Annotated in this window: 24 protein-coding genes; 12 read left to right on the top strand and 12 right to left on the bottom strand. The window is 63.5% G+C overall.

Translation table 11 applies throughout. From position 1 onward, the window contains the following. Window positions 1-44 precede the first annotated feature (44 nt). The 4 genes from truB (at window position 45) to rpsO (ending at window position 3,355) form a co-directional block, all read left to right on the top strand. Entirely contained in the window at window positions 45-971 is a 927-nt protein-coding gene (gene truB, locus AC0IPL_RS00245; protein ID WP_474271058.1) for a tRNA pseudouridine(55) synthase TruB, read from the top strand. A 189-nt stretch (window positions 972-1,160) separates the two neighbouring features. After that, window positions 1,161-1,691: a DUF1643 domain-containing protein gene (locus AC0IPL_RS00240; RefSeq protein WP_474271056.1), complete on the top strand. Its 531-nt coding sequence runs from the start codon at window positions 1,161-1,163 to the stop codon at window positions 1,689-1,691. Between the two features lie 87 nt (window positions 1,692-1,778). Continuing rightward, window positions 1,779-2,864, top strand: a complete 1,086-nt coding sequence (locus AC0IPL_RS00235; RefSeq protein WP_474271054.1) for a calcium-binding protein — start codon at window positions 1,779-1,781, stop codon at window positions 2,862-2,864. Window positions 2,865-3,085: 221 nt separating this feature from the next. Next, the gene (gene rpsO / locus AC0IPL_RS00230; protein ID WP_024088374.1) at window positions 3,086-3,355 is read left to right on the top strand and encodes a 30S ribosomal protein S15; all 270 of its coding nucleotides are present in this window, start codon (window positions 3,086-3,088) and stop codon (window positions 3,353-3,355) included. Between the two features lie 241 nt (window positions 3,356-3,596). Here the strand turns inward: rpsO and AC0IPL_RS00225 are convergent, their stop codons facing one another. Beyond that, a complete protein-coding gene (locus AC0IPL_RS00225) occupies window positions 3,597-5,933 on the bottom strand; it encodes an aldehyde dehydrogenase family protein (protein WP_474271053.1) in 2,337 nt (778 codons plus the stop codon). Window positions 5,934-5,952: 19 nt separating this feature from the next. After that, on the bottom strand, window positions 5,953-6,942 hold the full coding sequence (deoC, locus tag AC0IPL_RS00220) for a deoxyribose-phosphate aldolase (protein WP_474271051.1): 990 nt from the start codon (window positions 6,940-6,942) through the stop codon (window positions 5,953-5,955). A 248-nt stretch (window positions 6,943-7,190) separates the two neighbouring features. Here deoC and mutL point away from each other — a divergent pair, with 248 nt between their 5' ends. From mutL to AC0IPL_RS00200, 4 genes are all read left to right on the top strand, one after another. After that, on the top strand, window positions 7,191-9,134 hold the full coding sequence (mutL, locus tag AC0IPL_RS00215) for a DNA mismatch repair endonuclease MutL (protein ID WP_474271048.1): 1,944 nt from the start codon (window positions 7,191-7,193) through the stop codon (window positions 9,132-9,134). A gap of 38 nt (window positions 9,135-9,172) precedes the next feature. Further along, window positions 9,173-10,549, top strand: coding sequence for a DNA recombination protein RmuC (locus tag AC0IPL_RS00210; RefSeq protein WP_474271928.1), 1,377 nt, complete (start codon window positions 9,173-9,175; stop codon window positions 10,547-10,549). Next, the gene (locus AC0IPL_RS00205; RefSeq protein WP_474271045.1) at window positions 10,550-11,845 is read left to right on the top strand and encodes an adenylate/guanylate cyclase domain-containing protein; all 1,296 of its coding nucleotides are present in this window, start codon (window positions 10,550-10,552) and stop codon (window positions 11,843-11,845) included. It abuts the gene before it with no gap. 85 nt (window positions 11,846-11,930) lie between these two features. Next, window positions 11,931-12,254: a DUF3775 domain-containing protein gene (locus AC0IPL_RS00200; RefSeq protein ID WP_474271043.1), complete on the top strand. Its 324-nt coding sequence runs from the start codon at window positions 11,931-11,933 to the stop codon at window positions 12,252-12,254. Window positions 12,255-12,349: 95 nt separating this feature from the next. Here AC0IPL_RS00200 and AC0IPL_RS00195 read toward each other — a convergent pair whose 3' ends face one another. The 5 genes from AC0IPL_RS00195 to AC0IPL_RS00175 are packed head-to-tail and all read right to left on the bottom strand — an operon-like array spanning window position 12,350 to window position 16,104. Next, window positions 12,350-13,492 (bottom strand): saccharopine dehydrogenase family protein, encoded by a 1,143-nt coding sequence (locus AC0IPL_RS00195; protein ID WP_474271041.1) that lies wholly within the window; start codon window positions 13,490-13,492, stop codon window positions 12,350-12,352. A 12-nt stretch (window positions 13,493-13,504) separates the two neighbouring features. Further along, window positions 13,505-13,753, bottom strand: a complete 249-nt coding sequence (locus AC0IPL_RS00190; RefSeq protein ID WP_474271926.1) for a SemiSWEET family sugar transporter — start codon at window positions 13,751-13,753, stop codon at window positions 13,505-13,507. Continuing rightward, complete coding sequence (locus tag AC0IPL_RS00185) at window positions 13,753-14,805, bottom strand: saccharopine dehydrogenase (protein WP_474271037.1); 1,053 nt, start codon at window positions 14,803-14,805, stop codon at window positions 13,753-13,755. Before AC0IPL_RS00185 ends, AC0IPL_RS00190 begins: the two co-directional genes overlap by 1 nt. A gap of 11 nt (window positions 14,806-14,816) precedes the next feature. Then, a complete protein-coding gene (locus AC0IPL_RS00180) occupies window positions 14,817-15,431 on the bottom strand; it encodes a glutathione S-transferase family protein (protein WP_474271036.1) in 615 nt (204 codons plus the stop codon). A 22-nt stretch (window positions 15,432-15,453) separates the two neighbouring features. Further along, window positions 15,454-16,104 carry a histidine phosphatase family protein gene (locus AC0IPL_RS00175; protein ID WP_474271034.1) on the bottom strand — a complete coding sequence of 217 codons (651 nt, stop codon included), beginning with the start codon at window positions 16,102-16,104 and terminating at the stop codon, window positions 15,454-15,456. Between the two features lie 121 nt (window positions 16,105-16,225). Between AC0IPL_RS00175 and AC0IPL_RS00170 the strand changes: the two genes are divergently transcribed. After that, window positions 16,226-17,425, top strand: a complete 1,200-nt coding sequence (locus AC0IPL_RS00170; protein WP_474271032.1) for a hydantoinase/carbamoylase family amidase — start codon at window positions 16,226-16,228, stop codon at window positions 17,423-17,425. Between the two features lie 96 nt (window positions 17,426-17,521). Here AC0IPL_RS00170 and AC0IPL_RS00165 read toward each other — a convergent pair whose 3' ends face one another. The 3 genes from AC0IPL_RS00165 to AC0IPL_RS00155 all read right to left on the bottom strand — a co-directional run bounded on the left by AC0IPL_RS00165 (window position 17,522) and on the right by AC0IPL_RS00155 (window position 20,423). Continuing rightward, window positions 17,522-17,749: a WGR domain-containing protein gene (locus AC0IPL_RS00165; RefSeq protein WP_474271030.1), complete on the bottom strand. Its 228-nt coding sequence runs from the start codon at window positions 17,747-17,749 to the stop codon at window positions 17,522-17,524. A 71-nt stretch (window positions 17,750-17,820) separates the two neighbouring features. Continuing rightward, the gene (locus AC0IPL_RS00160; RefSeq protein WP_474271028.1) at window positions 17,821-18,525 is read right to left on the bottom strand and encodes a response regulator transcription factor; all 705 of its coding nucleotides are present in this window, start codon (window positions 18,523-18,525) and stop codon (window positions 17,821-17,823) included. After that, on the bottom strand, window positions 18,522-20,423 hold the full coding sequence (locus AC0IPL_RS00155; RefSeq protein ID WP_474271026.1) for a hybrid sensor histidine kinase/response regulator: 1,902 nt from the start codon (window positions 20,421-20,423) through the stop codon (window positions 18,522-18,524). Before AC0IPL_RS00155 ends, AC0IPL_RS00160 begins: the two co-directional genes overlap by 4 nt. Window positions 20,424-20,787: 364 nt before the next feature. Here AC0IPL_RS00155 and AC0IPL_RS00150 point away from each other — a divergent pair, with 364 nt between their 5' ends. Continuing rightward, window positions 20,788-22,752, top strand: coding sequence for an AMP-binding protein (locus AC0IPL_RS00150; RefSeq protein WP_474271924.1), 1,965 nt, complete (start codon window positions 20,788-20,790; stop codon window positions 22,750-22,752). A 53-nt stretch (window positions 22,753-22,805) separates the two neighbouring features. Here AC0IPL_RS00150 and AC0IPL_RS00145 read toward each other — a convergent pair whose 3' ends face one another. Further along, a complete protein-coding gene (locus tag AC0IPL_RS00145) occupies window positions 22,806-22,991 on the bottom strand; it encodes a hypothetical protein (RefSeq protein ID WP_474271024.1) in 186 nt (61 codons plus the stop codon). Window positions 22,992-23,079: 88 nt separating this feature from the next. Here AC0IPL_RS00145 and AC0IPL_RS00140 point away from each other — a divergent pair, with 88 nt between their 5' ends. Together AC0IPL_RS00140 and AC0IPL_RS00135 are read left to right on the top strand one after the other, a co-directional pair. After that, a complete protein-coding gene (locus tag AC0IPL_RS00140; RefSeq protein WP_474271022.1) occupies window positions 23,080-23,898 on the top strand; it encodes an ABC transporter ATP-binding protein in 819 nt (272 codons plus the stop codon). Between the two features lie 74 nt (window positions 23,899-23,972). After that, a complete protein-coding gene (locus AC0IPL_RS00135) occupies window positions 23,973-24,959 on the top strand; it encodes a branched-chain amino acid ABC transporter permease (RefSeq protein ID WP_474271020.1) in 987 nt (328 codons plus the stop codon). A 39-nt stretch (window positions 24,960-24,998) separates the two neighbouring features. Here AC0IPL_RS00135 and AC0IPL_RS00130 read toward each other — a convergent pair whose 3' ends face one another. Next, window positions 24,999-25,334 (bottom strand): SHOCT domain-containing protein, encoded by a 336-nt coding sequence (locus tag AC0IPL_RS00130; protein WP_474271019.1) that lies wholly within the window; start codon window positions 25,332-25,334, stop codon window positions 24,999-25,001. Window positions 25,335-25,473 lie beyond the last annotated feature (139 nt).

Genomic DNA, 25,473 nt, shown 5'->3' with positions numbered 1-25,473 from the left:
CGATCCGGTAACCGGCGCGCCTCACATACACACGGGGACGAGGCATGGCACGCAAACGCAAAGGGCGCGATATTTCCGGCTGGCTGGTGGTGGACAAGCCTGCCGGGCTGACCTCGACCGCAGTGGTGAACAAGGTGCGTTGGGCCTTGGATGCCAAGAAAGCGGGCCATGCCGGCACGCTCGATCCCGAGGCAACCGGTGTTCTGGCGGTGGCGCTGGGAGAGGCGACAAAGACCGTGCCCTATATCACCGACGCGCTGAAGGCTTATACCTTCACCGTGCGGCTGGGACAGGCCACCAACACCGATGATGCCGAGGGAGAGGTGATTGCAGAAAGCGCCGACCGGCCCAGCGATGAGCAGATCAAGGAAGCGTTGCAACCCTTTCTCGGCGAGATCATGCAGGTGCCGCCCAAGTTCTCTGCCGTCAAGATTGACGGCCAGCGCGCCTACAAGCTGGCCCGCGACGGTGAGGACGTTCAGCTGACCGCGCGCCCTTTGTGGGTGGAGGAGCTGATCCTGCTCGATCGCCCGGATGCTGACCATGTGGTGCTGGAGATGACCTGCGGCAAAGGCGGATATGTGCGCTCCATCGCGCGCGATCTGGGGGCGTCGCTGGGCTGTCATGGTCACGTCAGGGAGTTGCGCCGCATTTGGTCCGGTCCGTTCGACGCGGAGGACGGTATCTCGCTGGAGCAGGTTGAGGAACTGGCCAAGAACCCTGATCTGGACCAGTATCTGCGCCCGCTGGAGGAAGGACTGGCCGACCTGCCGGAGCTGAAATGCACGCCTCAGGGTGCCGTGCGGCTGCGCAACGGCAACCCGGGCATGGTCATGGCCTCGGATCTGGAATACGGCGAGGAAGCCTGGGCGTCCTTGGACGGGCAGGCGGTGGCTGTTGGTGTCTACAAATCTGGTGAACTGCACCCTAGCCGGGTCTTCAACCAGCCCGCGCCGCAGTCAGCAGGCTAACGCCGGTTCGGTCTCCGCGTTCGGGCGTTGCGACCGGGGGGCCGCATTCAGCCGGACTTCTTCGTCAGCTGAAAATGGAATGGCCTTCGAACGTCCTTCCCGACACTTCGGCCGAGTGCGCCACTGTGCGCAGTGCGGTCGGGGTGGCGCACCTTGGATTGCAGGGCCAAACCCACTATCACCTGTGGTATGTTGATCCGCACCCATACCAAGGGCGACGCGCCGTCCACCGCCGTTTATTCAGATTGTGAAACCTATCGCTACAGCCTGACGCGGATCTGGGATCCGACTGGGCGGCGGGTGATGTTTGTGATGCTGAACCCCTCGACGGCTACCGAGGTCCAGAACGACCCAACCATCGAGCGCTGCGAACGCCGGGCACGGGCGCTGGGCTTTGGCGGTTTCCGAGCGACCAACATCTTTGCCTGCCGGGCCACGGACCCGCGCGATATGCGACGGCTGAATGCGCCGGAAGGCCCGGACAACATGACCGCGGTTCTGGAGGGGGCGCATTGGGCGGATATGGTGATCTGTGCCTGGGGCACCCATGGGGCCCATCGCGGCCAAGGCGCGCGGGTTGCGGCGGCTTTGCGAGCAACGGGTCGCCCGCTGTATCATCTGGGCCTCAGCAAGGCAGGACATCCGAAACATCCGTTGTATTTGCCATATCGCCAGCAGCCCGTGGTTTGGGAGCCGGATCAAGAGCTTGCTGCCCATTAACCTTTGTTCCTGTTTTGTTTTGCTGCTTTGACAAGGATGTGCGACCCTGTTGTATGATGGGTGATCTGTATCGAGGGTTTGTTGGCAATGTTGTGGTTGGCGAGTGTTCTGGGCCTGATGGCCGTTGGCGGCGCGGTTCTGGTTGATATTGATCCCGACGAGGAAGACGGGACCGAGGCGGCCCAGGATGGGGCGGACGGCAGTGACGCAGCTCCGATCGACCGTGACGGATTGGACGGTAGCTACATCGATCTTGGAAGTGCGACTGATACGGTGACCGGAGCCCCTGAGCCAGATCTCCAACCCGCAACGGGCAGCGATCCGGCGACGGAGCTTTCTGACAGGTCGGGCGAACAGACTGGCACAGATGCGGACGAAATCCTGTCCGGCACGGCGGCTCCTGACAGTATCGGCGGTGGCGGCGGCGACGATCAGATCGGCGGGTATGACGGCGATGATACCCTTGTGGGGGGCGCGGGCGACGATGTCTTGCACGGCAATGGTGGCGATGATCAGCTCTTGGGCGGCGCCGGGGATGACCTGCTGCATGGGCAGGAGGGCGATGACATTCTGGCTGCCGGTGCCGGTGCGGACAGTCTTTATGGTCATTTTGGGGACGACGACCTTCGCGGCGGCGCGGGCGCGGATGTAATTTACGGGGGTCAGGATCAGGACAGCCTCTCTGGCGGTGATGGCGACGACAGGCTGCTGGGCAATGCCGGGGATGACGTCCTGACCGGCGGCGCTGGCGGGGACGTCCTGTTTGGCGGCGCCGGGAATGATGTTGTGAGCGGGGCTGACGACGACGCGTCTACGGATTACCTGAATGGGGGCAGCGGCCTGGACACTCTCATCGCGGGGGCGGGGGACGTGCTGACTGGCGGCACCGGTCAGGATCATTTCACCATCGGCCGGTGGGTCGATACGGACACGGCGGTGCGTCTGATGGATTTTGACGCGGCAGAGGACCAGCTGGTGCTGGTCTGGGACTACGATGCGGGGGCAGAGCCAGACGTGGAGGTGCTGCCGAACCCGGATGCCGAGGGGGAACATCTGGTTCTGGTCGATGGCGTCGCAGCGGTGCGGCTGGCAAGCGCCACGGACGTGACGGCGGCGGACCTGGTGTTGACGGACAGTGCCTCCGCCGCGCAGGCAGGCTTGTTGCCCAGCTGACGGCGGCGGTCTGCACACAAAGGCTCAGGGGGGGCTATCTGAACTTGCCTGCCGACTTTGGCTGTGCATCCCGCCACCGCCCCAGTTAGACTTTGCCTTTGATGCGGAAACAGTCTATACGCCCGCATCTGCCGCGATTCCGTAGCGGATATCTCCATGGGCCTGTGCTGGACGACATCCCGGCCTGCGCCATCCACCTCAACCTAATGAAGGAGACCCCGATGTCGATTACTGCAGAAGAAAAAACACGCCTGATGAAAGAATTCGCAACCAAGGACGGCGACACTGGCTCGCCGGAAGTCCAGGTTGCAATCCTGACATCGCGCATCAACACCCTGACTGAGCATTTCAAGACCCACAAGAAGGACAACCACGGTCGTCGTGGTCTCCTGAAAATGGTTGCTCAGCGCCGCAAGCTGCTGGATTACACCAAAGGCAAGGATGAGGCCCGTTACCAGGACCTGATCAAGCGTCTGGGCATCCGCCGCTAATCCGCGCGCATTCCGGAATAGAAACGCCCGTTCCGGAAGGAGCGGGCGTTTTTTTGTGGCGCGACGGCACGGGTCGGCGCGGCGGTCATGGGGAACGGGTGCCGGGCCTGCGCTCCCGCGCCCGCCTGAACCTCGCGGCTGCGCCGCGCCGCCCGCGCGCTTGGGCGTGGCCCAACGGGAAGAGATCGCAAGATCGAAGACAGGCGGGAGTACCCCGCCTGCCTGTCGTGGTCGCGCCTGGTTACTCGCCGTAAGGCACCCAGATGTTTTTCACTTCGGTCGCTTCTTGTAGAAAGCGTTTGGTCTGGTCTTGCATCCAGTCGGGGGCAGTGCCGTTGTTGACCCAGGTACGCTTCAGATTGCCGGCCGAGGCCGCTTCTATGTCTGCCGACAGATCGCTGGAGGAGAAGCTCCAGACCGCATCCAGGTTCAGATGCGCCGCCAGCGGCTTGGCCAGCTCACCGTGGCTGCCGGTCAGGATATTGACCACACCGGCCGGCACGTCTGAAGTGTCCAGAACCTGATAGAAATCTGTGGCCGCCAGCGGGAAGGCACTGGACGCAGCCAAAACTAGCCGGTTGCCCATCGCAAGGGCCGGCGCCATGGCCGAAACCAGCCCCAGAAGCGGCGCCTCATCAGCACAAAGCACCCCGATCACGCCCACCGGTTCCTTCATCGCCAGCGCAACGCCTCTGATCGGGACGCCATGCACCTGGCCGTCGTATTTGTCGGCCCAGGCCGCGGCGCTGAACAGACGCTGGATCGCGGCCTCGACCTCTGAGGTGCCGGATTTCCTGCCGGTCATCGCATCGATGCGGGCGGCAAACTCGACAGCGCGGGCCGAGAGGTTCTCGGCGATGTAATACAGAATCTGTGCGCGCAGGTGGCCGGTGGTTTTGGACCAGCCCTTGGCGGCGGCGGCGGCCTCTACTGCGTTGCGCACGTCCTTGCGGTTGGCGAGCCCAACGTGGCCCAGCAGCTGCCCGGATTTGCCATGGATGGCCTGGCTGTACCCGCCGTCAGGCCGGGCCTGCTTGCCGCCGATGTACAGTTTGGCAGTGCGGTCCAGCGTCTCTGTCGGCGTGCCGCTGCCCTCCAACGGCGCGATTTTTGCCAGCGGTTTTGACTTGGTCTTGGGGCGCGTATAGGCCGCCAGCCCTTCCCAGCCGCCCTCGCGGCCAAAGCCGCTTTCGCGCACCCCGCCAAAACCGGCGGCAGCGTCGAACATGTTGGTGCCGTTGATCCAGATCACGCCGGCGGCCAGCTTGGGTGCCATGTCCAACCCCAGGTTCACGTTCTCGGTCCACAGCGTCGCGGCAAGGCCGTAGCGGGTGTTATTGGCCAGTTCAACCGCCTCGGCCGGGGTGCGGAAGGTGCAGGAGACCAGCACCGGGCCAAAGATCTCCTCCTGCATCAGCGGGTCGGCGGGGGTCAGCCCCTCAATCAGCGTCGGCGGGAAGAAACAGCCACTTTCGGGCATCTCGACCTGAGCCTGGTGCATACGCCCGGCCTGATTGGCGGCCACCATATCGCGGATGGTGCTCAACTGAACCGGGTCCACAACCGCACCGACGTCGATGCATTTGTCCAGCGGATTTCCGACGCGCAGACCGTCCATACGGGCCTTTAGCTTGGTGTGGAACCGATCGGCGATGCCTTCCTGCACCAGCAAACGCGAACCGGCGCAGCAAACCTGGCCCTGATTGAACCAGATCGCATCTACCAGCCCTTCGATGGCGCTGTCGATGTCGGCATCGTCAAAGACGATGTAGGGTGACTTGCCGCCCAGCTCCAGTGTCAGCGCCTTGCCGCTGCCGGCGGTGGCTTCGCGGATGCGGCGGCCGACAGAGGTGGAGCCGGTGAAGGCGATCTTGTCGACCTCGGCTGCGACGATCATTTCGCCCACGGCCCCATCGCCGGTGACGATGTTGACGACGCCCTTGGGCAGTCCGGCCTGGCGGCAGATGTCGGCAAACAGCAGCGCGGTGAGCGAGGTGTATTCCGCGGGTTTCAGCACCACGGTATTGCCCATCGCAATGGCTGGCGCGATCTTCCACGCCAGCATCAGCAGCGGGAAGTTCCACGGGATGATCTGGCCACAGACGCCCAGCGGCTCCGCATCCGGCAGCTCGGCTTCCATAAGCTGGGCCATGCCCGCGTGGTAATAGAAATGTCGCTGCGCCAGGGGCACGTCGATGTCGCGGCTTTCACGGATCGGCTTGCCGTTGTCCAGCGTCTCCAGCACCGCAAAGAGACGCGCGTGCTTTTGCAGAAGCCGTGCAATGGCGTAGAGGTATCGCGCCCGGCCCGGCCCGCCAAGCGCGGCCCATTTGCCCTGCGCTTTGCGGGCGGCGCCGACGGCGGCGTCGACATCGTCCTGGCGCGCTTGGCTCAGGCTTGCCAACACGTCGCCGGTGGCAGGGTTCTTGCTGTCGAACCCGTCGGTGGGGTCGGTGAACTCGCCATTGATGAACTGGCCGAAACGGCTGCCTTGATCGACCAGCCAGGCCAGAGCCTCGGCAGCGCTCTCTGGGGCGGGGCCATATTCCATGGTGGTGAAAATCTCTTTGATGGTCATGTTCTTGATCCCTGCCTTCTTAGGCCATGGCGTGGCGGTGGCCGGCGGAATATGCCCCGGTGACATGGTGTTCCAACTGGCGCTCGATGTCGCCCAGTAGCGACGAGGCGCCAAAACGGAACAGGTCGGGCTGCAACCAGCGGTGGCCCAGCTCATCCTTGATCAGCGCGAGATACACCAGCGCATCCTTGGCCTTGGAAATGCCGCCCGCAGGCTTGTAGCCGACGCGGTAGCCGGTGCGGTCGAAATAGTCGCGAATGGCGCGGATCATCACCAGGGACACCGGCAGGGTGGCGTTGACGCTTTCCTTGCCAGTGGAGGTCTTGATGAAGTCCGCCCCCGCCATCATGCAGACCAGCGAGGCACGCGCGACATTGCGCAAGGATCCGAGCTCGCCGGTGGCCAGGATCGCCTTGACGTGGGCGTCACCGCAGGCCTCGCGGAAGGTCTTCATCTCGTCGTACAACGCTTGCCAGTTGCCCGTCAGCACATGGCGGCGGGAGATCACGATGTCGATCTCGTCAGCCCCGGCGCGGACGCTTTCCTCGATCTCGGCCACCCGCAGGTGAAAGGGCGACAGGCCGGCGGGAAAGCCGGTGGAGACCGCCGCTACCGGGATGCCGCTGCCTGCCAGTGCTGCCACCGCGGCGGGGATCATGTCGTGATAGACGCAGACGGCGCCGGTGGTCAGTCCCTCCATGTCCAGATTGCGCAGCAGGCCTGGGCTGACCGGCTGGCGCGCCTTGGCACACAGGCGGCGCACCCGGCCTTCGGTGTCGTCACCGGCCAGGGTGGTCAGGTCGATCAGGCTGATCGCTTTCAACAGCCAGGCGGCCTGGTGATCCTTTTTGACACTGCGGCGTCCGGGCAGCGTGGCGCAACGTCGTTCGATGGCGGATGTGTTGGCCTGCACCGAGGCGACCCAGTCCAGGTCCAGCGCCATGCCGGGATTGCGCGGCTCGGTCAGCTGCGGCAGATGTGCGCTACGTTCAGCGATTTGGCTTTCCATACGGGGGATCCTCAGCAGAATTCCGGGAGAAGGTTGCACGGGTGCGGCATTATGGCAAGAAACCGGCCTGGCGTGCAGGCGGTTTTTTGACTGAATGGACAAAAGACAGGGGATCCACCGGGGTTCCGTCGCGGCAGCCCGCTGCATTCCGGCCCTTGGCGGCGGGCGGCTTCCTGTTTTACGATTGCGGTGGCGATTGCCTGCGCATTCCGGTGGCAGAATCGCCGTTAACTGCTAAATTTAGCGGTATGAGCAGTGTAGAACCCCATATCAGCGACAGTACCCGTCCCGTGATCCGCCAGCTGGACGACAGCGCTATCAACCGGATTGCCGCCGGCGAGGTGGTGGAACGTCCCGCGTCAGCGGTCAAGGAACTGGTGGAAAACGCCATCGATGCCGGCGCCACCCGCATCACCATCGAGATCGCGGACGGCGGCAAAACGCTGATCCGGGTCACCGATGATGGTTGCGGCATGACCCCGGAGGACCTGCCGCTGGCACTGTCACGCCACGCGACCTCCAAGATTGACGGGTCGGATCTGCTGAACATCCATACCTTTGGGTTTCGGGGTGAAGCGCTGCCCAGTTTGGGTGCGGTGGGTCGGTTGACCATCACCAGCCGCGCGGCGGGACATGAGGCGATGCAGATCCGGGTTTCCGGTGGCCAGCAGGACCCGGTGAAGCCCGCAGCCCTGCGGGCCGGCACCATCGTCGAGCTGCGCGATCTGTTCTTTGCGACCCCTGCGCGGCTGAAGTTCATGCGCAGCGACCGCGCCGAAACGCAGGCGATTTCCGACACGGTGAAACGACTGGCGATGGCGGAGCCCTCTGTCGGCTTTACCTTGCGCGATGTGTCGGGGGGCGGTGACGGTCGGGTGACGTTCCGTGCCGATCCCCTGACCGGCGATCTGTTCGACGCGCTGCACGGGCGGCTGGCCACGGTGCTGGGACGCGAGTTTGCCGAAAACGCGCTCAAGATCGACGCCACGCGCGACGGGATCCGGCTCTATGGCTATGCGGCGCTGCCGACCTATTCGCGCGGTGCGGCGGTGTCGCAGTTCCTGTTCGTCAATACCCGGCCGGTGAAGGACAAGATGCTGACCGGCGCGTTGCGGGCGGCTTATTTCGATTTCCTCAGCCGTGACCGCCACCCGGCGGCAGCGTTGTTCATCGATTGTGAGCCTCAGTCGGTGGACGTGAACGTGCATCCGGCCAAATCCGAGGTTCGCTTTCGCGATCCTGGGCTGGCGCGCGGGTTGATCGTGTCTACCCTGCGGCTGGCGCTGGCAGAGGCCGGGCACCGGGCCTCGACCACGGTGGCGGGGGCTACGCTGGGGGCCATGCGTCCCGAACCGGCCGGGGGGCAACCGACCGCCAGCGGCGCGCCGCGAGTCTATCAGATGGACCGGCCGTCGTTGGGCGCACGCAGCGCGTCCTACGCGGCGCAATCCCCAGGTTGGTCGCCGACGCGGCCCGCAGATGCGCCGCCATCGCCAGGGTTTTCCGAATTCGCCGCGGCCTACAGCGGCCGGGTGACCGAGCCGCAGGACTCGGCGATGGCCCCGGGTCAACCGTCGGATGGGCCCGAAGCGGCCGTCCCCGGGGCCGAGGCGCTGCCGCTGGGTGCGGCGCGCGGCCAAGTGCATGAAAACTACATTATTGCCCAAACTGCCGATGGTATGGTGATCGTGGATCAGCACGCTGCGCATGAACGGCTGGTCTACGAAAAGCTGAAGCGGCAGATGGCCGACAACGGCGTCGCGGCGCAGGCGCTGCTGATCCCGGAAATCGTCGAACTCAGCGACAATGACTGCGCCAGCCTGTTGGCGGTAGCGGATGAGCTGGCCAAGTTCGGCCTAGGCATCGAAGCTTTCGGCGGAAACGCCATCGCGGTGCGTGAAACTCCGGCAATCCTAGGAGAGGTGAACGCGGAGGCGATGATCAAGGACATCTTGGATGAGCTGTCGGATCAGGGGGAAAGCCAGCTGGTGCAGGCGCGGGTCGAGGCGATCCTGAGCCGGGTGGCCTGCCATGGCTCTATCCGCTCGGGTCGGCGGATGCGGGGCGAGGAAATGAACGCACTGTTGCGCGAAATGGAGGCCACGCCCCATTCCGGCCAGTGCAACCACGGCCGCCCGACCTATGTGGAGCTGAAGCTGGCCGACATTGAGCGCCTGTTCGGGCGTAGCTGAACAAATACACCCGCAACAGGGGAGACAGAGCAGTGACTATGGAACAGGCCCAGTGGGCCGTCTACGCATTGGCGGCTGTGGCCGTGGTATTGGGAATCGTCACGCTGCGGCTTCGGGCGCATGCCCGCCTGCTGGAGCAAGCCAACAGTGACCTGCGCAGTCATAATGCCGGCTTGCAAGCGGAGGCCGCCCGGCTGCCCGCTCTGACGGATGAGTTGGCGACACTGCGTCGCACCAGCGAGAACGAACGCACGGCGCGCTACCAGGCGGAGGCCCAGGTGCAGGCGCTGAAAGCGGAATATGCGGCCCGGCTGGAAGAGCTGAAAAATATGAACCAGCAGATGGAGAACAAGTTCGCGGTGATGGCCTCGGACGTGCTGAAACAGAACTCGGATAACTTTTTGAGCCTGGTCAGCGAGCGCTTCCAGGCGCACAGCAAATCCGCCGATGCGGACCTGGCCAAGCGCCACGCGGCGATCGAAAGCCTGGTCAAACCGTTGGACCAGAAACTGGGCCAGTTCGGCGAGCGCATCAAGGAAATCGAGCAGGCCCGCAACGAAGCGTATGGCGCCATCAAGGCGCAAGTCCGCCATCTGGCCGAGGGTCAGGCGATGCTGGGCGGCGAGACCCGCAAGCTGGTACAGGCGCTGCGCGCGCCCAAGACCCGCGGTCGCTGGGGCGAGATGCAGTTGCGGCAGGTGTTCGAGATGGCCGGCATGGCTGAACATGTCGACTATGAGCTGGAGAAAAGCGTCGGCACAGATGACGGGCTGCGCCGTCCCGACGCGGTGGTGCGCATCCCCGGTGGCAAGAGCATCGTGGTGGATGCCAAAACTCCGCTGGAAGGCTATCTGGACGCGCTGGAGGCCGAGACCCCAGAAGCCCAGAGCGCGGCGCTGGCCCGACATGCGGGCCATGTGAAGACCCATGTGAAGCAGCTGGCCTCGAAATCCTACCAGAGCGCGCTGGAAGAGACGCCGGACTTTGTGGTGATGTTCATTCCCGGCGAGACGTTTGTGTCTGCCGCTGCGGAGGCGGATCCCGGACTGATTGAGTACGCCTTTGAAAACAGGGTGCTGATCGCTACGCCGACAACGCTGATGGCCCTGGTCAAATCCATCGCCTATGGCTGGCAGCAGGAGAAGATGGCAGAAAACGCTGTCGCCGTGCAGAAGACCGCCAAGGAACTCTACGACCGGCTGTCGACATTTTCAAAAAATCTTGCGGCGGTTGGCAAATCGCTGTCCTCCTCGGTGAACAATTACAACAAGGCCGTTGGGTCGCTGGAGTCCCGCGTTCTCCCTTCGGCGCGCAAGTTCGAGGCGATGGGCGTGGTGCCGCAGGGGGCAGCGCTGGACGATCCCGGCCAGGTCGAAACTGAGCCACGTCAGGTGGCGTTGCTGGCGGAAGAATAGATGCATCTGCCAAAGCCGGTGAACCCGGCCGCAGTCCCAGTGCTGCGCGCGGCTGAGATCGAGGCCGAGCGAATTGTGGCGCTGCTGCGAATCGCCGTGTCGGCGGGGCTGCTGGCTGCGCTGGTGCTGGCGCTGGACGGTTTGCCGGTGCTGGATGAGATGTACCTATGGCAGCAGCTCGGTCTGGCGGCTGCGATGCTGGTGTCCTACATGGCCGTGGGCGTTCTCAGTATTGCGGCTATCCGGCGCGGGGTGTTTCGGCATTGGATGATCTGGGCCGCGGTGACGGCAGACGGCGTGTTCCTGTTTTTGAACACCTGGCTGTCGCTGCGCAACTCCGGACTGCCGGGTGACCTGGTGTTCACCATGCCCTCCGCCTGGATGGCGCCGTTGGTGCTGGCCTTTGGGGTTTTGCGGTTCAATCCGCTGATGCTGGGCTACCAGGTGCTGCTGGTTGCGGCCGGTTTCATCTGGCTGGTGATGTGGGAGCCGCCGGTGGTGTCGGTTGAGGCGGTGCGGCGGGTGCAGCTGGCGCACGGAACGCCGCCGAATATGATGCGGGTTCTGATGGTGTCGCTTGCCGGGGTCGTCCTGCTGGTGGCGGCTTTGCGCACGCGCGAGCTGCTGAACCGCTCTATCGAGGAGGCGCGGCAAAAAGTCAACCTCACCCGATACTTGCCTGCCCAACTGGCGAAACGGCTGGCGGGCGGTGAGCTGGAGAGCCTGCAAGAAGGGCGACAGCAGAACATGGCCGTTCTGTTCATCGACATCCGCGGTTTCACCAGCTGGTGCGAAGGCCGCGCGCCGCAGGAGGTCGGCCGCCTGATCACCGATTTTCGCACCTGCGTCGAGGCGGTTGCGGCCCAACACAACGGGTTGATCGACAAATATATTGGCGACGCTGCGATGATCCTGTTCGAAGGGGATCGGGCCGCAATACGGGCGCTGGCCTGCGCCGACGGTCTCCAGGGTGCCATGGCGGAATGGCGCCAGGATCGCAAAGCCGTGGGCGAGGCCGACCTGGGCGTTGGCATCGGCGTGCACTGGGGGGAAGTGTTTTCGGGGGTGGCCGGCACGCCGCAGCGGCTGGAGTATTCGGTTTTTGGCGACACGGTGAACACCGCCGCCCGACTGGAGCAGATCACCCGCGCGCATGATCTGGAGCTGATTGTCTCTGCCGCGCTGCTGGAGGCTGCGGGGGCCGAGCCCGCGCGCGACGGCTGGACAGCCCTGCCACCGGAGGTTTTGCGCGGGCGCCGCAGCGGGATGGCGCTGTTTGGCAAACCGCCGCGCTGAAGGCGTCTTGTGCTAGCCGCAGATCAAAGACTTAGGCGTTTGCCGCACTGTTTGATATGCTGGCCATAATACAAGGAGTGGAGCGATGCTGGAAATCTCGGCCCGCAAGGTGGCACAGGTGGCGATGATGGCCCGCGAACTGGGCCGGGCCGAGGGTGAGCTTCGCGCCTTTGTTGACCGGATGAGCGAGGATCAGCAGGCGGAACTGGTTGGCATCATGTGGGTCGGCCGGGGCAGTTTCGAGCCGGAGGAGCTGGGCGAGGCGATCTATACCGCCCGGCAGGAGGCCACCACCCCCACCGTCGACTACCTGCTCGGCACGCCGCATCTGTCAGACAATCTGGAGGCCGGGCTGGAGGCGCTGGGCATTGATGTCAACGACGTCGAGGATGACGTGATCGGACGCTAGCATACAGGCATCCGTCCCACGACTGGACGGCCCGGACGCAAAAGGGCACCGCAAATCGGGTGCCCTTTTTTAGCGCCTTGCGCCTGGTATCGGGGTCAGCGAGTGTGCTCGACGACGCCCAGGTGCTGCGCCAGCTTGCCGACCTCTTTTAGCCAACTGTCGACCAGGGCCGGATCGCTGGGCGCGGCGTGGACACCGGCGGCGATTTTGCCGTTCATCGCGGCCTCAATGGCAAAGGAGACCGGGAAGGACACCAGACGTGCCATAGCCGTGCCGCGCTCGTCGCCCCAGGCGTCCATCACATAGGTCTTGTGCCAGACCGCGGCGCCGTCTTTCTCAGCCTTCAGCCCAACGCACATCACCACGCGGTCCGGCTCGCCCTCGTCATAGGCGTTTTCGTCCCAGAACTGGTCCGACATTTCCTTGAGCCGAGCGTCGCCTTCGGGCCCGCTGAGGGTTTCGACTTCGCGGAAGACATCGCTCCAGGCCTCGGCCCAGCCATTCAGGCGCAGGGTGCCGCGAACGAACTGTTTCACCTTCCAGTCCGGTTCGAATTCATACTGCGCCATGAAAGGGATGGAATCGCGGTTCGGATAGACCTCGAAGGTCTCCGCCTCAGGCAGCGGTGCCGCGTAGGAGGAGATCGCGTCCCAGGGGCGGGCCACGTCCAGCTCCTTGAAGTCGCGGATCGAGCGCGAGGGAGAGCGCAGCGCCTTCAGCACGCCCAGCGGCGACCAGCTGAATTTGTAGCGAAACGGGTTTGGCGTCTTGGGAATGCCGCCGCAGTAGGAGATGAAGCTGACCTCATTGTCTGCGTCATAGGCATAAGAAGCCTTGTACTGATCCACCAGCGCATGCGCCATCAGGTGGTCGATGCCAGGGTCGAGGCCGACCTCGTTGATCAAACACACTCCGGCGTCTTTGGCCTTTTGGTCCAGCGCGCGCATGTCCGGCGCGATGTAGGAGGAGGAGACGAAATGTGCGCCGTTTTCGATTGCCAGTTCGGCCAACGGCACGTGCCAGTCGCCTGGCAGCATCGAGACGACCACGTCCCTGGGGCTGAGCATCTGGCCTAGGTTGGCCAGGCTGAAGCTGTGGATGTTGGTGGTCAGATCGCCCACCGCCGCGCGCGCCTTGTCCGGGGTGCGGTTCCAGACCGCAACATCGTGGCCCGCCTCGAGCAGGCGGCGCAGGCCGGGGATGGCCGACAGGCCGGTGCCGCACCAGTGAATTGTCATGGGTGTTCTCCGTTATCCGAATTTCAGTTTTGCCGTGACGATGCTGACGACGATCAGAATGGCGCAGAAATTCGCCAGAATCAGGGGCCAGTCACCGATCAGAAGCCCATAGCCGAACCACAGCGACACCGTGGCCAGAAACATTAGGTTTGATACCAGCGACAGCCCGGAGGTGTCACGACTCGCCCAGGCCTTCCAGGCCTGCGGCAGCCAGCAGACAGTGCCGAGGATCGCGGCGAGATAACCTATGTAAGGGGTCATCATTTTGGCAGGTTCTCCTGAAACGTGGCTTTGGCCCGGCCCCAGACGCCGCGGTCCAAATCATCCAACCTCAGCAGCGACGGCAGCAGCTGGGCAGCGTAATCCTCGGAGCTTTCGACCGGCAGCATCGAGGGCAGGTTGTCGATTGCCATCACGTCCAGCACAGGGTTGTCCGCTACCCGCAACGCGGGGGCGTCCCAAGTGGTGGCGCGATCATAGACCGGCACCGGGTTGTAATCGCTGTCCGGGTCGCAGGCGACATCGCCAATGGCACTCAGCTTGCGGTTCGCAGTCAGGGCGTCGCGCGGCACAAACACTGGGGTGCCGGGGCGGGCGAAGATGCAATTCAGGAACAGATCGTGGTCCAGAATCTGCGGGAACGGGCCGCCGCTGGCGGTTTCCGCCATGTCCCATTTGGTGACCACTACGCCCATCGCCTCGCACAGATCCGCCGCTCCGGTGCCGACCCGGCCAAGCGCGCCGATCACGATGGCAGTAGGGCGGTCCGCCTTGAGCGCGTCCAGCTCGGCGCCCAGTTCCGTCAGAAGCACATCCTTGCCGCCATACACGCCCACTGGTCCGCAGATGTCGCCGCGCTGCTGCGCCGCCCAGGTCTTCAGCGTGACCGCAGCGCCCGCGTAACCCGCCCAATAGCCAAAGGCGGCAACACGGCGGCCGGTCTCATCAACCAAGTATTCCAGATCGTACAGCGTTCCACCGCCTGCCTTGAAACGCTCCAGCAATGCCTTGCCCGAGTGCTGGCCCTTGAAGGCATGGCCGAACATGATGTGGCGGTGCGGCAGGGGGGTGCCGTCCTCGGGCAATTCCTTGAGGCCAAAGATGATGCTGTCCGACGGGGCCGAGGGCCAGCTGTTTTCCGGTGCGATCTCGCAACCGGCATCGACATAGCCCTGCAAGGGGATCGCCCGCACAGCGCTTTCCTCGATCGTGACCTTGATGCCTGCGTCCAGCAGCGCCTTGGCGCCTTCGGGGGTCAGGCCGACCCGATCTTCGTTGGGGCGCTGTTCGGCCCGTACCCATAGATGCGTCATTGTCATGTCCTTCACAGCATGCCCTTGGCCTGAACCGCGCGCACCGAAGCGCGCTGTTCCATTGCCGTCATGAATTCCTGGATCCTGGGGTAATCCGCCAGTTTCACCCCGTCGCCCTCCAGCCAAGTGCAGACCACGTAGAGATAGCAGTCAGCGAGGCTGACGGTGTCCCCCAGCACGAACGGGCCGCGCAGGCCGTTCTGGTTGATGTAATCGCAGCTGGCCGCCATCGTTTGCGGCACCATTTTCTGCATGTCCTTCCAGCTGGAGCGTTCGCTGGCCCAACGGGCGCCGCGCAGCTTGTGGGCGTGGTTCACATGCATGGTGGAAGCCAGGTAGAACATCACCTCACGCATGCGGGCCTGCAACAGCGGCTCGGCGGGGCGCAGGTTGCTGTCCGGCGCCTGGTCGGCGACATATTCCAGCAGCGCGCCGGTTTCGGTCAGGATGCCGCCGTCGACTGCCAATGCGGGCACCCGGCCCTTGGGGTTGATCTGGGCGTAGGCCGCGCCGGTCTGTTCCTTGGCGGCAAAGTCGATCTTGATCGCTTCATACGCCAGACCAGCCTCTTCCAGTGCGATGGCCACGGCGACGGAGATGGTTCCGGGGGCAAAGTATAGCTGCATGTGTCGTCGGTCCTTTCGCAGGTCAAAGATGGGTCTGGGCGAACTGCCGCTCTGGGGTCTCCAGGTGCGGCACGGCGTTGAACAGCACCGGGCTGAAATGGCCGCCGATCGGAAACAGCCGGTGCATCGACGTGTTCATCACCGCCAGAGCCAGCCGCGCCATGGCGGTTGTGTCCAAGCCCAGGGATTGCCGCATCGCCATGGCAATCAGCCCGCCCGAGGTGATGACCAGCGCAGGGCCGTCGCCCTCGGCGATCTCGGCCAGGGCCTGCTGGGTGCGGCGTTCGAAGTTGTCCCAGCTTTCATAAGGGTCGGCGATGTCGCCTGAGGCCCAGGCGGCGAAGACGCGGGGCAGATGGTCGATGAAGGCCTCGCGCTCCTGTGGGACCGGCAGCCCGTGCTGGTCGCGCATGGCCTCGGCCAGGGTGAAATACTCCATCTCGTTCAGACGCGGATCCTGCACCACATCCGCGCAGCCCATCGAGACGGCCGTTTCAATGTGGCGAGTCAGGGTGCCGCAGTAGATGCGCGGATGGTGGCCGCCGCTGTCGCGCAGATAGGCGCCGAGCCAGGCCGCCTGCTGATGCCCCAGATCGCTGAGCGCATCGTAGCTCGCCTCGTCGCGGGCCTGGGTGTTGGCCTGGCCGTGGCGGATCAGCGTGATGTGGGACATGGGCGGCGGCTCCGGTTGTTACGGCGCGAGTCTTAGGCGAGGTTGGAGACCGTGAAAAGAGAGGGATTGTACCCCCGCGTGTGCTGGCGCAGGCTTGGGCCAGTTTTGAAGGAGACCGTACATGCCGCTCGACCCGCATCGATTTCTGCAAGATTTGCACCAGCTGCGCAGCTTTGGTGCGGCGGGCGTTGGCAGGGGGGTGGTGCGGCAGGCCTACTCTGACGCCGACGTTGCGGCGCGAAAATGGTTGGCAGAACGTATGAAATATGCGGGGTTAGAGCCGCATTTCGATCCTGTTGGAAACCTGTTCGGCCTGGCACAGGGCCGCAGTCTGCTGGTCGGATCGCACAGTGACAGCCAGCCGGAGGGCGGTTGGCTGGACGGCGCGCTGGGGGTGATCGCCGGGCTGGAAGTGGCCCGCGCTGCGCGGGAGGACGGCGGGCCGCAGATCTCTTGTGTCAGTTTCCAGGACGAAGAGGGGCGCTTTGGTGTGCTGACCGGGTCGGACATCTGGACCGGAAAGCTGGGGCTGGATCAGGCCGACGCATTTACCGATACCGGCGGCCGTACGCTGGCAGAAATGCGAGGTCGGATGGCGGATCTGGCGGGAGATTTTCTGCCGCATGACAGGTTCAGCGGCTTTCTGGAGATGCATATCGAACAGGGTCCGTATCTGGAGGAGACCGGTCTGGCGCTGGGCGTCGTGACCGATATCGTCGGCATTCGCGACATGCGGATCCGTTTTACCGGTCGCCAGAACCACGCGGGCACCACTCCGATGCATCTGCGCCGCGATGCGTTTCAGGCGCTGTCGGCCTTCAACGGGGCGCTGAACAGTCGCCTTGTCGGCGTGGTCACTCCGGCGACGGTCTGGACCATCGGCCATGTGACGCTGCACCCCAATGCGGCCTCGGTGGTGCCGGGGCGGGTCGACTTTTCGATGCAATGGCGGGACGCGGATCCGAAGCGGCTGGCCCGGATGCAGGCGATTATCTTGGAGACGGCTGAACAGATCGCGGCGGATTACGGGGTGGAGGCAGAACTGGGCGAAGTTCTGGGTATCGAACCCGCGGCGATGGAAGACCGGCTTCAGGCGGCGCTCGCCGCCGGGGCAGAGGAGCTGGCGCCGGGGAAATGGCAAAAGATGCCATCAGGCGCGCTGCATGATGCGGCCAATCTGGCCACGGTGATGCCCGCGGGGATGCTGTTCGTGCCGTCGATCGGCGGCATCAGCCACGCCTTTGACGAGGACACTGCCGAAGACGATCTGGTGCTGGGGCTGCGGGTTCTGGATCAGGCCGCGCGAACGTTGTCGTCCTGATCCGGGCGGGCTCCCGCCTGGTCGCGGACATTCGCAGAATGTCGCTCACAGTTGGGCCGGGCGCCGCTGGCGCGGCGCGGTCAGGGCAGAACGCGTTCAGACCCGGTCGTAGCCCCGTTTCAACATCCGGTTGCGGTGTTCGTCGGCGGCAATGGAGGCCTCGCGCAGGTTGTCGTAGATGCTGATGCTGGTCTTCCCGTTGCCACCGGCCACCCCCCATTCGCGCAGCACTGAGACTTCGCAGAACAGGTTCATCGCCAGTTCGATGCGGTAGAACCGCGACGGGCGAGAGGGGGCTTGGCGATACAGCAGACAGGTGGCCATGGCAGCGAGTCTAATGCCAGTGATTCGCACGGGCAAGCGTTTCCAACGCTGCCCATCCCGCGCAGGCGCGATCAAATCCAGTCGACATCACCGAGAAAGATGTACCCGGCGCCGTAGATCGTCTTGATCAGCCGCGGGTTCTTCGGGTCTTCGCGCAGTTTGGTGCGCAACCGCGAGATTCGCACATCCATGGCTCGGTCGAAACTGTCGCCTGCCGCGCCACCCAGCGCCTCCTGCATCTGGGCGCGGGAAATCAGCCGCTTCGGGCTGTCGAGAAACAGCCGCAGCACCTCGCCCTCGGCGTGGGAGAAGGGGGTTTGTGCGCCGGTATCATCCTCCAGCAGGTAGCGGTCGAAATGGGCGATCCAACCGGAAAAGCGCGCTGTATCGCTCGCGGTGGGGGTTTGACGCGGGCCGCTGCGCAGCCGGGCGCGGATGCGGGCAACCACCTCTGTCGGGTCGAACGGTTTGGTGATGTAGTCGTCGGCCCCCAGTTCAAGCCCCGTGACTCGGTCCTGCACCTGCGCGCGGCCGGAGATGATGATGACCGCTGCCCCCTGCTCCAGCGCCAACCGGTGCACCAGCGCCAGCCCGTCGGTGTCAGGCAGCGACAGATCCACCAGGCAGACATCGGGTGTTACGCGTTTCAGCGCGGCCTCGAATTCGCGGGCGCGCGAAAAGCTCTGGGTGCGAAAGCCCGCGTCCTCCAGCGTGCTGGTCAGGATCTGGCGGATTTCGGGTTCGTCATCCAGAATGGTGACCAGGGGGGATGTCATGTGGCGGGCTCCGGCCGGATCAGTTCGGACAATTCGTGCGTGGTAAAAGGTTTGCGCAAAACCGGTCCGCATTTCAACGCCTTGCGAAACAGCGGATCGCTGGTCGGCAGTGAGGTCATCAGGATGCAGGGGAGACCGGACCCGTCCAGCCGCGTGGCAAGATCGATGCCGGTGGCGGAGCCTTCCAGTTTGATGTCCGACAGCACCAGGGCGATGTCCGGCAAGTTCGCGGTCAGCGCGCTGGCCTCGTCGACACTGGTGGCTTCGATCACCGAGTAGCCGAGATCGATCAGAATATCGCGGAAGGCGGCGCGCAGTTCGGCGCTGTCCTCGACCAGCAGGGCAAGGCCGCCACCAGCGTCCGGCGCCCGCCGGTAGGGCAGCCGCAGCGTGATCGCCGCACCGCTGACGCCGTTGCCGATCCGCATGTCGCCGCCCGCCAGCTTGGCCATGTCATAGACCATCGGCAGGCCAAGGCCCGACCCCTCGCTGCCCTTGGTGGTGAAAAACGGGTTCAACGCCTTGTCCAGCGCTTCGGGCGAGAAGCCCGGACCTGTGTCGGTCACCGTGATTTCCACCCAGGTGCGGCCCACGGCATGGGCGCTGACGGTAATCTGGCCGGAGGTACCACAGGCGTCGCGGGCGTTCAGGATCAAGTTCAGAAGCGCATCCTGCAACTTGCCGCTGTCCAGCAGCAGCACCTCGTCGGGCATGTTGTCCAGAATGCTGAGGCCGATCCCCTGCGGCAGCGAGGGCGAGGCGAGGATCTTCAGCTCTGCCAGCAGGGTGTGCATGTCGGTGGCTTGGGGGCGCAGGCTGCGCTGGCCGGTCATCTCGGCAATCCGGTTGAGCAACCGCCCGCCGCGTCGGGCGGCGGAGAGCGTGCCCTGAACCATCTCGGCAGCTTCCGGCGGCAGGTCCATTTTCTCCAGCTTGCCCTGCATGCCCAGGATGATGGTCAGCAGGTTGGAGAAATCATGTGCCAGCCCGCTGGTCATCTGCGCCGCCATTTCGCGGCGCCGCGCCTGTTGCAGCGCTACCCGCGCCTGGGTTTCCTCTGTCACATCCATCGACAGGATATAAACGCCCCCCTGCTGGTCGGGGGTAAAGGCCACCCGGATGCGGCGGCTGGCGTGGCCTTCGGTAAATTCGAACACCGGGCTGCCGCCCTTGTAGGCAGCCAGCAGATGCGGCTCGATCCGCTCAAACGAGGCGGGCCCAAGGGCATCAGCGATATGCATGCCCAGAATATCGGATGGGCGGCTTGGAAAAACCGAGCTGAGGCGGCGGTTGGTGTAGGTGTAGTAGCCGTCGCCGTCCACATGGGCGATGTGAGCGGGCATCATTTCGGTGGTCAGTCGGGTGCGCCCCTCGATCTCCGTCAGCTGGCGTTTGGCTTCCTCCAGCGCGGTGTTGGTGGCGGCCAGCTGCCGGTTGGCGGCGGTGAGCTCCTCGGTGTGGGCAATCAGCCGTTCCGACATTTCCTCGGAGCGGGCGCGCAGCAGCTGTTCGGCCCGTTTGGCGCGGGTGATGTCGGTGTAGACGGTGACCCAACCGCCCTGTGGCAGCGGCGAGCCTTCGATCGAGACCATTTGCCCGTTGGGACGCTCGCGTTCCAGATAATGCGGTACAAAGTCCAGCGCCTGTTCGACGCGGGTGCGCACGATCTCCTCGATATCGGTTTCGGGGGCGTATTCGCCCGCTTCGGCCAGGAAACGGATGGTATCAGCGAAGGAGGCGCCAGGCTGCGCCAGGTGGTCGGGCAGGTCGAACATTTCCTGAAAGCGCCGGTTGCAGACTGCCAGCCGCAGGTCATTGTCATAGATCGACAGCGCCTGAGCAATCAGGTTCAGCCCGGCATTTGTCATTGCGGCGCGTTGTTTTCGATTGCGATCCATGTAGTCCCCCCGCGGGCATGGCTAGCACCGCACCGGGATCCTGGCAAACCGCCATTGCCCCACAGCGGCGATTCGCCTTTGGGGGGACCGGCCCCGCGAGGCAGAGCCGTGGTCGACGCGGAACGGCCAGCAACGGCCGGGTGCGACGTTCGGATCGCGGGATTGCGCCAATGCGCCCTGATATGCGGGGAGATAATGGGTTGAAATATCGTCAACATCCGCCTGTTACAATTGGTAAGATTTGGGAAAACTTCAGGAAAAAGTTGACGCGCTAGGATGAGCACGTCCCTAATCGGGACCAGAGCCGCGCACAGCGGTCGGTCCGGCAGCAACGCCGGAAAGGGAGGAATAAAAGTTGGCTCAGATGCAGATGGGCGTCGAAGGGATGCAATCCCTGCCGGCGCTGCTTCAACGCAATGCGGCGCAATATGCCAATGCGCCGGCCTATCGGGAAAAGGAGTTCGGGATCTGGCAGAGCTGGACCTGGGCCGAGACGGAAAAAGAAATCGAGGCGCTGGCGCTGGGCCTGCTCAACCTTGGTGTGAACGAGGGTGATTTTGTCGCCATTATTGGCCGCAACCGCCCCTATCTCTACTGGTCCATGGTGGCCGCGCAGGCGGTTGGTGCGGTGCCGGTGCCGCTGTACCAAGATGCGGTGGCCGAAGAAATGGCCTATGTGCTGGGCCATTGCGGCGCGCGTTTCGTGGTTGTTGGTGACCAGGAGCAGGCCGACAAGGTGATCGAAATCCAGGATCAGCTGCACCAGTTCGAGCACATGATCTATCTCGATCCGCGCGGCATGCGCAAATACGATCACAGCCATCTGCACCAGTACAGCCATGTGCAGGATCAGGGCCGCGCCGCCCGCGATGAGCTGGCCGCGGAACTGCAGGCGCGCCAGGCCAAGTTGGATTACGACAGCACTTGCGTGATGCTTTACACGTCTGGCACCACGGGCAAGCCCAAGGGCGTGGTGCTGTCGAACCGCAACGTGATTCAGAGCGCCAAGAACTCAGCCGAGTTCGACCGGCTGACCCAAGGCGAAAACATCCTGTCCTATCTGCCGATGGCCTGGGTCGGCGATTTTATCTTCTCCATCGGTCAGGCCTATTGGTGCGGCTTCTGTGTCAACTGCCCGGAAAGCGCCGACACGATGATGACCGACCTGCGCGAAATCGGTCCGACCTATTTCTTTGCCCCGCCGCGCGTGTTCGAGGGCCAGCTGACAAACGTCATGATCCGGATGGAGGACGCGGGCGCGCTGAAGCGCAAGATGTTCCACTACTTCCTGGCCCATGCCAAAAAGGTCGGTGGTGATATTCTGGACGGACGTCCGGTTGGTCTGATGGACCGGTTGAAATACGCGCTGGGCAATTTGCTGGTTTATGGGCCGCTGAAAGACACGCTGGGGTATGGCCGCATCCGCGTGGGCTATACCGCCGGTGAGGCGATCGGGCCGGAGATCTTTGATTTCTACCGCAGCCTCGGCATCAATCTGAAACAGCTGTATGGCCAGACAGAGGCGACCGTGTTCATCACCGTGCAGCCCGATGGCGAGGTGCGCGCCGATACCGTGGGCGTGCCCGCTCCGGAGGTGGAGATCAAGATCGGCGACAACGGCGAGATCTACTACCGTTCGCCAGGCACATTCGTGGAATACTTCAAGAACCCGGACTCCACCGCCTCTACCAAGGATGCTGAGGGCTGGGTGGCGACAGGCGACGCGGGTTTCTTCGAGGAGAAGACAGGGCATCTGCGAATAATTGACCGTGCCAAGGACGTGGGCAAGATGTCGGATGGCGCGATGTTTGCGCCCAAGTATGTTGAAAACAAGCTCAAATTCTATCCCGACATCCTGGAAGCCGTAGTGTTCGGCAACAACCGCGACCGGTGCGTGGCCTTCATCAACATCGACCTGACGGCGGTGGGCAACTGGGCCGAGCGCAACAATATCGCTTATGCGTCCTATCAGGAGCTGGCAGGTCACCCGCAAGTGCTGGCCTCGATCCGCGCGCATGTGAACGAGGTCAACAAATCCGTTGCCGAAGACCCAATGCTGTCGGGGTGTCAGGTGCACCGCCTGGTGGTGCTGCACAAGGAACTGGACGCGGATGACGGCGAGATGACCCGCACCCGCAAGGTGCGCCGCCGGATTGTCGAGGAGAAATTCGCCGATATCATCACCGCGCTTTATGACGGATCCGATCAGGTCTCGACGGTGACCGAAGTGACCTATGAGGATGGCCGCAAGGGCTCGATCAGTGCGACGCTAACGATTGTCGACGCCGAGGTGCAGCCCGCCGCGGTTCACAAGGTGGCCGCGGAATGATGCAGACACCATCGCGCCTCTGTCTGTCCCTCACCCGACGGGCTGGGCAGACGTCAGACCAGATCGGGGTTGTGGCCGGGATGAAAGGCCGTGTGAACCACCTGTCGGATCTTGAAATGGGGGCTGAAACCGTGGGTCTGCGCAACCAGGGAAGCCAGGCTTTCGGATTGCGACAGTCCCAGCCGCTTGCATTCGAGCGCCATCTTAAGAAGGCAGGAATGCTCAAGTTCACCAAACATTGTTTCGATCTCCTTGCTGCTCGTTATCCACAAGTGTCGCATGGAAATCTTAATTTTTCCGAGCACCCGCAAAAGGGAGGCCTCTGTCATGCTTGATAACACCGGCAGCTACGTCACCGAAGACGGCCGCACCATCGGCGGTGTGGTGATGGAAATGAAGAACATCACCCTGCGCTTTGGTGGCGTGGTGGCGATCAAGGACATTTCCTTTGACATCCGCGAAGGCGAGATCCGCGCCATCATCGGCCCCAACGGCGCGGGCAAATCCTCGATGCTGAACGTGATCTCGGGCTTTTACGTGCCGCAAGAGGGTGAGGTGCTGTTTCACGGCAAGAAGCGCCCGCAGATGAAGCCGTTTGAGGTGGCCCGCCAGGGCATCGCCCGCACCTTTCAGAACATCGCCTTGTTCGAAGGCATGAGCGTTCTGGACAACGTGATGACCGGGCGGCTCAACTATATGAAAACGGGCTTGTTTTCGCAGGCACTGTGGAAGGGCAAGGCCGAGGCCGAGGAAACCGCCAACCGCGAGGTGGTGGAGCGGATCATCGACTTTTTGGAGATCCAGCACATCCGCAAGACACCAGTGTCGCGGCTGCCTTATGGCCTGAAAAAACGGGTCGAACTGGCCCGTGCACTGGCCGCCGAGCCGAAGCTTTTGCTGCTGGACGAACCGATGGCGGGCATGAACGTCGAGGAGAAAGAGGACATGTCCCGCTTCATCCTGGATGTGAACGATGAATTCGGCACCACCATCGCCCTGATCGAACACGACATGGGCGTGGTTATGGACCTGTCCGACCGGGTGGTGGTGATGGATTACGGCAAGAAGATCGGCGACGGCACCCCGGATGAGGTGCGCAACAATCAGGATGTGATCGACGCCTATCTGGGGGTCTCGCATGATTGAGCGGCTGATGTGGTCAAAAAGTTTTGAGAATTTTTGGCAAGTTTCTTCAATGAAATTTGCAGAAGGAGAGCGGGATGCCTGAACAACTCGTCTTTGCGATGGAAGTGACGCTGAATGGCCTGATGGCGGGCGTCCTGTATGCGCTGGTCGCGCTGGGCTTTGTGCTGATCTACAAGGCCTCTGGCATCTTCAACTATGCGCAGGGGGTCATGGCGCTGTTTGCCGCGATGACGCTGGTGGGGATCATGCAGGGGCAGGTGCCCTTCTCGCATGTCATCAACGCCGTCTTCGGCGGCCATGTCACCCATTTCGGCTGGAATGTGCCCGCGGTGCTGGCAATTGCGTTGACCGTCGCAGTGATGGTTCTGCTGGCCTGGCTGGTGCAGGTGCTGGTGATGAAACATCTGGTCGGGCAGGAACCGATCATCCTGTTCATGGCCACCATTGGCCTGGCCTATTTCCTCGAAGGCGTGGCTGACCTGATGTGGGGCTCCGAGATCAAGACGCTGGACGTCGGCCTGCCGCAGGGGATCAACCTGTGGATCGACGAGACCACGTTCAACATCTTCGGCTACGGCTTCTTTATCGACAACCTGGATATCGTAGCGACCGTCATCGCCGCGCTGCTGGTGACCGGATTGGTCTGTTTTGCCCAATACACCAAGCAGGGCCGGGCGATGCGCGCAGTGGCGGACGACCATCAGGCGGCGCTGTCGGTCGGCATTTCGCTGAACTTCATCTGGGTGCTGGTATGGTCGGTGGCAGGCTTTGTGGCGCTGGTTGCGGGCATCGTCTGGGGCACCAAGTCCGGCGTTCAGTTCTCGCTGTCGCTGATCGCGCTCAAGGCGCTGCCGGTGCTGATGCTGGGCGGATTCACCTCGATCCCCGGCGCAATCGTCGGCGGGTTGATTATCGGCGTGGGCGAGAAACTGTTCGAATTCGCCATTGGTCCGATGGTCGGCGGTGCGACCGAGAACTGGTTTGCCTATGTGCTGGCGCTGCTCTTCCTGGTGTTCCGCCCGCAGGGCCTGTTCGGGGAGAAGATCATTGAACGGGTCTGACGCGCATATGATCTGCTCCCCGGGACATGGCCGGTGCGCTCAGCCTTCCAATCTTCGGAAGGCGGCGACCACCACGGCGGCGACGCAGGCGGCCACCAGCGTGAACGCGATCGTCAGATCACCGATCAGCTGCCCGGCCAGAAAGGTCAGCAGACCCGCGCCGCACAACCCCAAGAGCATCAGCCCCCAAGGGCCCGGCGCGGCGTCGGCACTCTGCCGCCGCGGCGGCGCTGCCTGCTCGAACGGCGTCAATACGGTTGCGTCTTCCACGGTGTCCAGTAATCGCGCTTTGGCGTCGGCAAATTCTGCCTCTGATATGTCACCGTTCTTCCGCGCGGCCTCCAGCCGCCGGATTTCCTCAAAAATCGCGGTCATTTTTTCCACTCACTCTACCCGCCGACAGGCTCGCAAAGAGAAATGGGCAAATTATGACCACAGAAGGATTTCCGAAGAACTGGTTAACAACACTGGCGCACAACGACCAGGCCAGATGGCAGCCGCAACCGGGATTTCA

It is taken from the genome of Leisingera sp. SA32 (genome assembly GCF_056033425.1).
This window is presented reverse-complemented; position numbering and strand designations above follow the sequence as displayed.